Origin of the sequence: Nocardia sp. NPDC060249 (assembly GCF_042728755.1) — a bacterium.
Taxonomy (GTDB): domain Bacteria; phylum Actinomycetota; class Actinomycetes; order Mycobacteriales; family Mycobacteriaceae; genus Nocardia.
In genome coordinates this window covers 394,366-405,206 of the sequence record NZ_JBHXAQ010000006.1, presented here as the reverse complement: position 1 = coordinate 405,206, position 10,841 = coordinate 394,366, and the positions used below count along the sequence as shown (strand labels likewise).

Here is a 10,841-nt window from a genome sequence, read left to right as displayed (position 1 = left end):
CCCCTAGGGAGCGGCGGCCACGAAGTGGCCGGTGCGCGGCCGGGCCGCCGGGGCGGCGCCCCGGGGGGGGGGGCGCAGGGGGCAGCACCCCGGGCGGAGCGGCGGCCCCCCCCGGGCCCGGGCCCCCCCCCCCCCGCGGGCCCCGACGCTGTTTCGCGTGCGCGGAGTGAATACGACTCCCGGAACACGGCTATCGGGGTGTCGTGCGGGAAAATGAGAGGGTGACCACCGAGAACGAGCGTCCTGGACCGCCGGCTATGAGCCCGAGCATTTTGGTGATCACCCTGTCACGGCGGGTGGAGGCGGCATTGGGGGCGGAGTTGGGGGCGCTGGATCTGACGGTGGCTCGGCTGGGGTTGCTCGGGCATATCAATGGGGTGCCGGGGGCCTCGTTCAGTGATCTGGCGCGGATGTCGGGGACGAGCGTGCAGAGTGTGCACGCCGCGGTGAAGGGGCTGGTGGGGGCGGGGTTGGTGCAGGATCGGACGGCGCGGGCGGGGTCGGCGTCGGCGATCGAGTTGACGGAGGCGGGCGCGGAGCTGCTCGCGCAGGCGCGTAAAGCGGTGACGCGGGTGGACACTCAGCTGTTCGGGGCGGAATCGGATCCGATTCTGCGGCGAGTCGGAGCGGCGATCGTCGACGCGTTCGCCGGGGCTATTCCCCCTCGACCCGAGGCGTGACGAACCCGACCTTCAATATGACTGAAGCTCGAGCTAGGCTTCAATCACATTGAAGGTCGGAGGGAGTCGGTAGTTGGAACACGTCTTGCTGTCCGTGCATGTGCTCGCGGGCATCGTCTTCGTCGGCGGCTCAGCCGTCGCCACCAGTCTTTTTCCCCGCTACGCGCCGATCGTGGGCGGGCCCGAACCCGAGTCGGTGCGCAGCAGGCCGGTCGCGGCCGCCATGCACCGGATCACCGGGAACTACGCGAAACTCGCGATCATCGTGCCGGTGATCGGCATCGTGCTGGCCACGATCCAGGGCCGGATGAACGAAATCTGGATCACCACCGCGATGGTGACGACCGCGGTGGCGGGCGGGCTGCTCGCCGTGCAGATCGTTCCGATGCAGCGCGAAGCCCTCGACAAGCCCGACGACGGTCAGCGCCTGCGGGTGCTGTCGATGCTCGCGGGTATCTACAACCTGCTGTGGACGGCCGTGGTCGTTCTCATGATCGTCCGTCCCGGATCCGCCGCGTGACCGAACAGGAGCTCCACATGACCGACCAGGGTGTCACTTTCATCAATGTGATCGAGGTTTCCGCCGACGACATCGAGGGATTCGTCGCGCAGTGGCGCGAACGGGCCGCGCACATGCGCACCGCCCCGGGTTTCCGCGATGTCCGCCTGCATCGCGCCTTGCTGCCCGATTCGCGATTCCAGCTGGTGAACGTCGCGCACTGGGACAGCGCCGAGGCCTGCGAGGCCGCCGGCCTCAACCCGACGGTCGTCGCCTCGGTCGACCGGGCGCGTCAGGTCGCGCGCGCCAACCCCGCCCTCTACGAGGTGGTCGCCGAGTTCTGCTGAGCGACAGGCATTCACAACGCGTCGAGCACCGCCTGCCGAGGCGGGGTTCCGACGCGGCCGAATCCCGCGAGGAGTGGATTCTCGACGTCAGTGCTTGGCGCCGATGGTGTGGAGAATCTCGTGGATGATCGGGTCGGTGAGCCGGTTGGTGACCGATCGACCTTCGCGGCTCGAGGTGACGCACCCCTCGTGCCGCAGCACGCGCAGGGCCTGGGAGATCGCGTTCTCGTTGCGGCCGACCGCGGCGGCCAGCTCGCCGACGCTGATGCCGGGTGAGCGGTGCAGGCACAGCAGGATTTCCAGGCGACCGGGGTCGGACAGCAGGTCGAAGCGCTGCGCCCATTCCCTGATCTCGACGTCGCCGATCGCGCGACGGCCGAGTTCGACCGGCGACCCGTGCAGTGTGCGTGGCTCTCCCATGGCGGTGCCCAGCTTAATCGCCGAGTGGACAGGACGGCACCGCCCGCGACTATTATCTGTTCATCTGTTCAGATAAACATGTAGGGATGATGGATGCGCACTCGGCCGCTGTTCGCTGTAGGGGCCGCGTTGGCGGTCGTGCTGACCTCGTGCGGAGCACCCGACAGCGGGTCCACCGACTCACTGGTGCTCGCCGATGCGTACGAGCTGGGCGGATACAACCCGGTCGCGGGGTACGGCGCGGCCGGTGAGGCCAAGGTCTACGACGGATTGCTGCGGCTCACCGGCGGCACCGGCATGCCCGGTTTCGAGCCCGCCCTGGCAACGGCATTGCCGACGCCCGACGCCGACGCGACTGTCTGGACGGCGCCGCTGCGCCCCGGTGTGCGGTTCAGCGACGGGTCCGCGTTCGATGCCGCCGACGTGGTGGCGACCTACCGCGCGATTCTGGATCCGGCGTCGGCCTCGGAGGTGCGATCGTCGTTTTCGATGATCGACCGGGTCGACGCTGTCGATCCGCTGTCGGTGCGGTTCACCCTGCGCCATCCCTATGCCGCGTTCCCGACCAAGCTGCTGATCGGGATCGTGCCGTCGGAATCCGTCGCGACGCCGGGACCCGCGACCGAATCGCCGCTCAATACCGCCCCGATCGGCACCGGCCCCTATCGGCTCACAGCATTGGAGCCGACAAGGGCGGTGTTCGAGGCGAACGACAGCTATTGGGGTGGCGCGCCTTCGGTCAAGCGGCTGACGGTGCTCTACGTGCCCGACGACAACACCCGCGCGCAGCGGATGGCCGGCGGTGAACTCGACGGAACGTCACTGCCGCCCCTGCTGGCTGCCACGTTCGAACGGACAATGTCGGTGCAGGCCAACACTTCCGCGGATTGGCGCGGTGTGTCGATGCCCGAGCGCGATCCGGTCGCCGGTGACCCGGCCGTCCGGCTGGCACTGAACTACGCGGTGGATCGCCAGGCGATGATCGACAACATCCTCGGCGGCTACGGCCGACCGGCCTACACCCCCTTCGCCGAGGTCTACGGCGAATCCCACAACCCGGCAGTCTCTTTCGCCTTCGATCGCGGGCGTGCCGAGCAGGTCCTCGATGCCGCGGGATGGCGGGCCGGCGCCGACGGCGTGCGCGCGAAAGACGGTGTGCGCGCGCGCTTCACCGTGATGTACAACTCCACCGACACGGTGCGCCGTGACCTCGCACTGGCTTTCGCCTCCGACGCGCGGCGGGTGGGCGTCGAGGTCGATCTCGAGGCACTGTCGTGGGATCGGATCGAGCCGCGCATCGACCAGGCCGCGATCCTGCTCGGCGGCGGTAGCGAGCCCTACGATCCCGACACCCAGGCCTACAACACCCTGCACTCGCCGCTGCTCGACCCGGGCGCGGGCAGCCCCTACGACAATGCGAGCAGGCACGCGAATCCCGCGATCGACGCCCAGCTCGACATCGCCAGGCGCAGTACCGATCCCGCGGTGCGCGCCGCCGCGTACCGGGAGGTGCAGAGCCGGTACGCCCAGGATCCGAGCTACGTCTTCCTGGTGCATCTGGATCACACCTATGTGGTGAAGGATTCTTCCTGGACGATGTCGGGGCCGATTCTCGAGCCGCACGCGCACGGCGTCACCTGGGGGCCGTGGTGGTCGCTGCATACCTGGACCCGCTGATGGGGCGCAGTCGCGTTCGCGGACGCGGCCTCCGGGCGATGGTCGGGTGGCGATTGGTGGCGTTGATTCCGGTGCTCGCCGCGGTGTCGGCCGCGCTCTTCGCCGCGGCGGCGGTGTCGCCGTTCGATCCGCTGGTCGGCTATCTCGGCGCTCGCTACGAGACGACGAGCGCGGCGGATCGGGCGTTGCTCACAGATCGACTCGGGCTCGACGCCTCGTGGTACCAGCTGTACGGACGCTGGATCGGCGACCTGTTCAGCGGCGATCTCGGCGTGTCCCGCGGGTTCGCGCAGCCGGTGAGTACCCTGCTCGCCCACCGGATTCCGTGGACGGTACTGCTGGTCGTGGTCGCGATGAGCGTGGCGGTCGCCGTCGCGCTCGGCGCGGGCGTCTGGGCCGGTATGCATCGCGGTGGGGTGCTCGATCGGCTGGTCACCGCGTCGTGTGTGGTGATGCAGGGGCTGCCGCCGTTCGTGGTGTCGCTGGCCGCGATCGGGGTGTTCGCGGTCGGACTCGGCTGGTTGCCGCCCGCCGGGCTCACCGACGCCGGGGCCGAGGTCGGCGTCGGCCAGGTGGCGCGACATCTCGTGCTGCCCGTCGCCGCGTTGGCCGTCTCGCAGGTGCCGTGGTTGTTGCTGGCGGTTCGGGAATCGGTGTCGGGCAACCGCGGTGAGGACTTCGTGGTCGGCGCCGCCACACGCGGCATCGACACCGCGACGATCACCCGCAGGCACATCCTGCCGGCCTCGCTGGCCCCGTTCGTGACGATTCTCGGCGCGCGACTGCCGGAGGTCGTGGTCGGGGCGGTGCTGGTGGAGGAGATCTTCTCGTGGCCGGGGATCGCGGGCGCGTTCGTCCAGTCGGCGAAAGATCTGGATATGGCACTGCTGGCCGTTCTCACTGTCGGTACGACCTGCGCGGTGATGCTCGGGTCGCTGCTCGCCGATGTCGCGGTGGTGCTGCTCGATCCGCGGGTGCGCGCCGATGGGTGAGCGGTATCGCCCGCGCGCTCGCGACCTCACGCGCGAAGCTGCCCAGCGGCGGCGCGGTGCCGGCTGGGCGTCGGCGGGCGGTGCGCGGCGGCTGTGGGTCGCGCTGGCGGTACTGGTCGCGGTGGTGCTGTACGCGGTGATCGTGCCGTGGATCGGGGGGGTCGACGATCGGCTGACCGACTTCGCGAGCGCGCGGCAGGCGCCGTCCGGGCAGTGGTGGTTCGGGACCGACTCGGCCGGGCGGTCGCTGTTCGTGCGCATCGCGGCGGCCTTGCGGACCTCACTGGTGGTCGCGGCGTGTGCGGCCGCGGTGTCGACGGTGATCGGAGTGCTGGTCGGTGCGGTCTCCGCGCTGGCCGGTGGGTGGGTGGATCGGGTGATCATGCGCTGCGCCGATACCGCGAACGCGCTGCCGCATCTGCTGCTCGGGATCGTGATCGTGGCGCTGTTCCGGGGGAACGCGCTGGCGGTGGTGTTGTCGATAGGGCTCACGCACTGGGTGCAGGTGGCGCGGATCGTGCGGGCGGAGAGCTTGAGTCTGCGCGAGCGCGAATACGTCTGCGCCGCAGTGCTCGCGGGCGCGAGTCGCACTCACCTGCTGGTCAAGCATCTGCTGCCCGCCGTCGCTCCGCAGGCGTTGATCGCGGTGGTGCTGCTTCTCCCGCATGCGATTTGGCACGAGTCGACCTTGTCGTTCCTCGGGTTCGGACTGCCGCCGCACGAACCGAGCCTGGGCACGCTGCTGGAGGAGGCCCGCACGTCGCTGCTGCTGGGCGGGTGGTGGACGCTGGTTTTCCCCGCTGGATTCCTGGTGCTGACGACGGTGGCGGTCGCTGTCGCGGGATCGTCACTGCGCGGGTTGCTGGCCCCACCGAAACCCGCACGGATGCCGCGATGAACCGAGCACGGCGGGACTCGCCGGTGCCGGAATGCCATGGCCGACGTCGCGCTGCGGCGACCGCACAGGAGGCCACATGAACAGCGCGAGATCTCACGAGTCGGATACCTGCCTGTCCATCGACGCGCTGACCGTCCGCATTCCGGTAAGTCGCGGTGCCGTGGTGCACGCGGTGACCGACCTGTCTCTCGACATCGCGGCCGGCGCGATCACCGCGCTCGTCGGCGAATCCGGTTGCGGGAAGTCGATTGTCGCCAGTGCCGTGATGGGTGTGCTGCCACGCGAGGCCATCACCACCGGGTCCGTTCGCCTGCGACTCGGCGGTGCGGACCCGGCCCCCGAACCTCTCGACATCCTCGCCGGCCACCTGCCGTATCGCGGCCGCCACATCGCCCTGGTTCCCCAGTCCCCGAGCACCTACTTCTCCCCCGTACGGACCGTCGGATCCCAACTCGCGGAGACGATCACCGCGCTCGGCACCGCGCACACCCCCGCCGACCTCGTCGAGCGCGCCGGGCTCTCCGCCGCCGCGCTCGACCTGTTTCCGCACGAACTCTCGGGCGGCATGGCCCAGCGGGCAGCCGTAGCGGCCGCCTTGGCGGGTGACCCCGAGGTGATCATCGCCGACGAACCCACGTCCGGACTCGATCGCGCACGCACCGACCAGATCGCAAAACTGTTGCGCGAGTGCGCCGATGATGGTGCCGCGGTCCTGCTGATCACGCACGATCTCGGGCATCTGATCCGCGCGGGCATCGCCGACACTGTCGCGGTGATGTACGCGTCACGCCTGATGGAGGTCGGCCCCGGTGCGCACGTGCTCGACGATCCGTGGCACGACTACACCCGCGACCTGCTCGCCGCCCTGCCCGAACGCGGACTGCACCCGCTCCCCCATCCCCCGCGATCGCTGACGAATCTGTCCGAGATCTGCCCCTACGCGGGTGGCCCGACGCAGTTGATCCCCCAGCTGCCGCGCATGATTCGCCGACGGAGGTCCTGATGCTGATCGCCGACTCCACGACCGCGGGCTACGGCTCGCGACCCGTCATCCGCGGGGTCGACCTGCGGATCGCCCCGGGCGAGATCGTCGGGATCACCGGCGACTCGGGATCGGGGAAAACCACGCTCGCGCGAACCATGGCCGGGCTGCTGACGCCCACCTCCGGCACCGTCACCGTCGACGGACAGGCGCCCCGCCGGGCTCGCGGCACCCTCGCCATGGTCTTTCAATCCCCGCGTGCCGCAACCAATCCCCATTTCACCGTCGCCCAGATCATCGCCGAACCCGCCCGCATCCGCCGCACCACGGTCCCCGATCTCACCGCGCTGGCCGCCACCGTCGGTCTCACCCCCGATCTCCTCGACCGCCGCCCCCACGCCCTCAGCGACGGCCAGCTCCAACGCGCCTGCCTGGCCCGCGCCCTCGCCCAGAACCCCCGCTACCTCATCCTCGACGAAGCCACCGCCATGCTCGACGCAGCCACCACCGCCACCGTCATCCGCCTGGTCATGACCCGCGCCGAAGACAACCTCGGCGTCCTCCTGATCAGCCACGACGAGCCCCTCCTCGAGGCCGCCTGCACCCGCATCGCCACGATGCACGAAGGCACACTCACCCCACGACAAGCATCTCCCCAATAACCCCACGATTACCTCAGGCTGCGCACAGGAACCGGTTTTAGCGTGAGCCCCTGTGACATTCACGCCACCGAACCCAGTCAGCGCGTGCCGCAGCCTCAGCGGTTGGGCCCGCACCGCACCGACCGTCGCCGAAGTGCTGCGCACCCCCGACATCGCGGTGATCGCCGAGCGGGTGCGGACCGCGGGGCCGCGCGGGGTGATCGCGCGCGGGCTCGGACGTAGTTACGGGGATCCGGCGCAGAACGCGGGCGGGCTGGTGGTCGACATGACCGCGCTGGACCGGATCCAGAGCATCGATCCCGACAGCGGGATCGTCGAGGTCGACGCGGGCATCAGCCTGGACACGCTCATGCGGGCGGCGCTGCCGTTCGGGCTGTGGGTCCCGGTGCTTCCGGGTACCCGGCAGGTGACGGTCGGTGGGGCGATCGGGGCGGATATCCATGGCAAGAACCATCATTCGCAGGGCAGCTTCGGCAATCATGTGGTGTCGATGGATCTGCTGACCGCCGACGGCTCGGTGCGCACCCTGACGCCGGAGGGGCCTGACTCGGAGCTGTTCTGGGCAACAGTCGGCGGGATGGGGCTCACCGGCATCGTCGTCGGCGCGCGAGTTCGGTTGAAGCACACCGAGACCGCGTATTTCCTCGTCGACAACGACCGCACGCGCGATCTCGACGAGACGATGGAATTGCTGACCGGCGGTTCCGACGATGGGTACGACTATTCGATGGCGGTGCCGGACACCATTTCCACCGGCGCGAAACTCGGGCGGGCCGGATTCAGCCGGGGCTCGCTGGCCACTCTCGATCAGTTGCCATCGAGATTGCGTAGCAAACCCTTGAATTTCGATGCCCCACAATTGTTCACAGTGCCTGATATCTTTCCGAACGGCATGGTCAATTCGGTGACAACCCGGATCGCCGCCGAGGCCGCTCATCGCCTGTTTCCCCGGCGGGCGCGTGGCCGCGTCCAGAATCTGACGCAGTTCTATCACCCGCTCGACCTGCTCGGTGAGTGGAATCGGGCATACGGCAAGCGCGGGTTCTTGCAGTATCAGTTCTCGATGCCGTTCGGGGCCGAGCAACAGCTGGCCGACGCAGTGCGCACCATCGCCGAATCGGGGCACCACTCGTTCCTCAACGTCTTCAAGCGGATGGGAGCGAGCAACCCGGCGCCGCTGTCGTGGCCGCATCCCGGATACATGCTGAGCTTGGACTTCGCGCTCACCAGCGGACTCGACCGGTTCTGCGTCGACCTCGACGAGCGGGTGCGGGCGGCGGGCGGACGCCTGTACCTCGCGAAGGAATCCCGGACCACACCGGAGATGATCGCGACGATGTATCCGCGGCTCGACGAATGGCGTCGGGTCAGGGACCGCGTCGACCCGGATCGGGTATTCGCCTCCGACCTCGCACGGCGGTTGCACCTGGTGACAGGACTTCGTCATTGATGTGCTTCAGATCACGACGGGTGAATGGCGAGTGAAAGCTGTTAACAGCTAATCGAATTCACCGGCAATGACGCACATCACTGTCCGTTTTGAACTCTTAAGACTTTTTAAGTTACATTTCAGCAACAAACAGTTGGACACTTGATCATGGGTGCTCGATCGAGGGCCTGCGCTCCCCAGGGAGCATCGCCATTGAGGGAAAGACTGCATTCATGAACATCAGCAAGGTTGCCGCAACCTCCGCACTCGTCATCGCCGCGCTCGGCGTTGCCACCGGCACGTCGCACGCCGCACCGGCGCCTGCGCCCGCGCCCGTAGCGGCCTTCCTCGACGGCGTGAACCAGGGCGTGAACCAGGTACTGCCCGGCATCAACTGGAAGACCGGCATCGAGGGCGACGCGGTCGTCGTCGAGACCGACGCGGGCTCGCTCACCACCGAGAACAACCAGTTCCAGGTGCGCGACAACCAGGGCAACATCGTCGCCGCGCTGCCGCTCGCCTACACGATCGACGACCTCGAGTACCCGATCGACGCCGCCATCGACGGCACCCGCGCCACCCTGACCCCGCGCACCGACGCGGCCTCGGCCCGCCCGTCGACCCTGCTGAAGGACGTCGTCCGGCAGGACGCCTTCGACGACGCCGTCGGCGCCGCAGCCACCCAGTTCGGCATCATCACCGCCATCGGCACCCTCGTCGGCACCCTCACCGGTGGCCTCGCGGGCTGCGCCATCGGCGGCGTCGGCGGCCTGGTCCTCGGCGTCCCGGTGCTCGCCCTCGGCGGCGCCACCGGCCTCGCGGGCTGCCTCGCCGGTGCCGCCGTCGGCATCCCGCTGGGTGCGGCCGCGGGCCTGGTGCTCACCGGCGTCCCCGCCGCGATCGCCATCGGCATCGGCTTCCACAACCGGATCAACGCGCCCGAAAACCAGTAGCGGCAGTAGCGACGGCCCCGCCCACCCGGACGGGGCCGTTGTGCTGTTCAGCGCGCGAGGCGGATACGCAGCGTCTCGTAGGTGGGGATGAAAACCTTTCTGCGATAGCGGCGTTCGATGATTTCCCACGGGCGACCGGCCGCGGTCAAGGCTTCGAGTAGCGCGGTGAGTTCGGAGTGGACGAGCTGGGCGCCCAGGCACAGGTGGCGCCCGCCGCCGAACCAGAGCTGGCGGGTTTCGGGGTTGTAGTCCCGGTCGACGCGGAACTCGCCCGCGGCGTTGTTGATGGTCCAGGTGAGGATCTTGACGTGTTCGCCCGCGCGCAGGTCGCGGTCGGCGACCCGGACGTCCGCGGTGACCGAGCGGCCGACGAGGTAGGCCGGGCTCGTGACGCGCAGGGTCTCGCGGACCGCGTCGGGGAGGCGGTCGGGAGCGGCGAGCAGGGCGCGGTGCTGGTCGGTGTCGTGCATGATCGCGACCATTCTGGTCATGGCGCTGGCGAGCGTGTCGGTGCCCGCGACGGCCATCAGGATCGCCAGGCCACCCGCGTGCTCCACGTCGAGGCCCAGTTCGCGGCAGCGGCCGAGGGTGGTGTCGGGATCGGCGCGGGCGTACGCGTCGGGCACGTTGACGGCGAGCTGGGTGGCCAGCTCACGGGCGCGGGCCAGCGCCACCGGGTCCAGCGTGGTCGAGGCCATCGTGCCGAAACCCAGGTTGACCAGCTCTTCGACATGATGGAACAGGCGAAGGAACAGCGCGTCCTGATCGTCGGTGTAGTCGCCGCCGATGGCCGCGGCGATGTCTTCGGGGCGCATGCCGACCAGGTCGGAGACGCTGCGGCCGACCAGGATCTGCGCGCGGGCGGCGATGTCGACGGTCTGCCCCGCCGCGAGCCGTTCCCGCAGGTCACGCAGGTCGGGGCCGATCACGCGCTCGACCAGCGCATCGGTGTGGCTGAGGGTGAACAGGTCTCGCACCTTGGTCCGCAGGTCGGTGTGGCCTGGACCTTCGAACAGATCATCGACCCAGTCGCCGATGACCTGTGCCCACCAGTGCCCGGCCGCGCCCTCGGACACGATGCTGAAATGGGTGCTGTCGTTGTAGATCTGGCGCGCCACCCGGGGATCGGCGACGAACCAGCCGAGTCGGGGAACCTTGCGGATCGGCCGCGCGAACCGTCCCAGCACCAATAATCCAGGCAACCAGGGTTGACCAGCGGCGAGTAAGGTTAGTTCATGGCGTCGGGCAGAGCTCCACACCCCGGCAGAATCTAATCGAGTCGGCCCGATTAGTGAAGGTCTG

12 protein-coding genes are annotated in these 10,841 nt (G+C 69.0%); 10 read left to right on the top strand and 2 right to left on the bottom strand.

Going from position 1 to position 10,841, the window contains the following annotated elements:
- Window positions 1-257: 257 nt before the first annotated feature.
- The 3 genes from ACFWFP_RS23530 to ACFWFP_RS23520 all read left to right on the top strand — a co-directional run bounded on the left by ACFWFP_RS23530 (window position 258) and on the right by ACFWFP_RS23520 (window position 1,526).
- Complete coding sequence (locus ACFWFP_RS23530; protein ID WP_379298336.1) at window positions 258-680, top strand: MarR family winged helix-turn-helix transcriptional regulator; 423 nt, start codon at window positions 258-260, stop codon at window positions 678-680.
- 73 nt (window positions 681-753) lie between these two features.
- Complete coding sequence (locus tag ACFWFP_RS23525) at window positions 754-1,200, top strand: hypothetical protein (protein WP_379298334.1); 447 nt, start codon at window positions 754-756, stop codon at window positions 1,198-1,200.
- A gap of 17 nt (window positions 1,201-1,217) precedes the next feature.
- Window positions 1,218-1,526: an antibiotic biosynthesis monooxygenase family protein gene (locus ACFWFP_RS23520; RefSeq protein WP_379298332.1), complete on the top strand. Its 309-nt coding sequence runs from the start codon at window positions 1,218-1,220 to the stop codon at window positions 1,524-1,526.
- A gap of 87 nt (window positions 1,527-1,613) precedes the next feature.
- On the opposite strand, the gene ACFWFP_RS23515 is transcribed toward ACFWFP_RS23520, so the two are convergent.
- Window positions 1,614-1,946, bottom strand: a complete 333-nt coding sequence (locus ACFWFP_RS23515) for an ArsR/SmtB family transcription factor (RefSeq protein WP_378632642.1) — start codon at window positions 1,944-1,946, stop codon at window positions 1,614-1,616.
- A 93-nt stretch (window positions 1,947-2,039) separates the two neighbouring features.
- On the opposite strand from ACFWFP_RS23515, the gene ACFWFP_RS23510 reads away from it, so the two are divergent.
- The 7 genes from ACFWFP_RS23510 to ACFWFP_RS23480 all read left to right on the top strand — a co-directional run bounded on the left by ACFWFP_RS23510 (window position 2,040) and on the right by ACFWFP_RS23480 (window position 9,539).
- Window positions 2,040-3,623: an ABC transporter substrate-binding protein gene (locus tag ACFWFP_RS23510; RefSeq protein ID WP_379298330.1), complete on the top strand. Its 1,584-nt coding sequence runs from the start codon at window positions 2,040-2,042 to the stop codon at window positions 3,621-3,623.
- Window positions 3,623-4,615: an ABC transporter permease gene (locus ACFWFP_RS23505; RefSeq protein ID WP_379298373.1), complete on the top strand. Its 993-nt coding sequence runs from the start codon at window positions 3,623-3,625 to the stop codon at window positions 4,613-4,615. Before ACFWFP_RS23510 ends, ACFWFP_RS23505 begins: the two co-directional genes overlap by 1 nt.
- Complete coding sequence (locus ACFWFP_RS23500) at window positions 4,608-5,513, top strand: ABC transporter permease (protein WP_379298328.1); 906 nt, start codon at window positions 4,608-4,610, stop codon at window positions 5,511-5,513. Before ACFWFP_RS23505 ends, ACFWFP_RS23500 begins: the two co-directional genes overlap by 8 nt.
- Window positions 5,514-5,589: 76 nt before the next feature.
- Complete coding sequence (locus ACFWFP_RS23495) at window positions 5,590-6,516, top strand: ATP-binding cassette domain-containing protein (RefSeq protein ID WP_379298326.1); 927 nt, start codon at window positions 5,590-5,592, stop codon at window positions 6,514-6,516.
- Window positions 6,516-7,157: an ABC transporter ATP-binding protein gene (locus ACFWFP_RS23490; protein WP_379298324.1), complete on the top strand. Its 642-nt coding sequence runs from the start codon at window positions 6,516-6,518 to the stop codon at window positions 7,155-7,157. The genes ACFWFP_RS23495 and ACFWFP_RS23490 overlap by 1 nt, the downstream gene beginning before the upstream one ends.
- A gap of 52 nt (window positions 7,158-7,209) precedes the next feature.
- Window positions 7,210-8,607, top strand: coding sequence for an FAD-binding protein (locus ACFWFP_RS23485; RefSeq protein ID WP_379298322.1), 1,398 nt, complete (start codon window positions 7,210-7,212; stop codon window positions 8,605-8,607).
- Window positions 8,608-8,819: 212 nt separating this feature from the next.
- A complete protein-coding gene (locus ACFWFP_RS23480) occupies window positions 8,820-9,539 on the top strand; it encodes a hypothetical protein (RefSeq protein ID WP_379298320.1) in 720 nt (239 codons plus the stop codon).
- A gap of 47 nt (window positions 9,540-9,586) precedes the next feature.
- Here the strand turns inward: ACFWFP_RS23480 and ACFWFP_RS23475 are convergent, their stop codons facing one another.
- A complete protein-coding gene (locus ACFWFP_RS23475; protein ID WP_379298318.1) occupies window positions 9,587-10,726 on the bottom strand; it encodes a cytochrome P450 in 1,140 nt (379 codons plus the stop codon).
- Window positions 10,727-10,841: the final 115 nt, after the last annotated feature.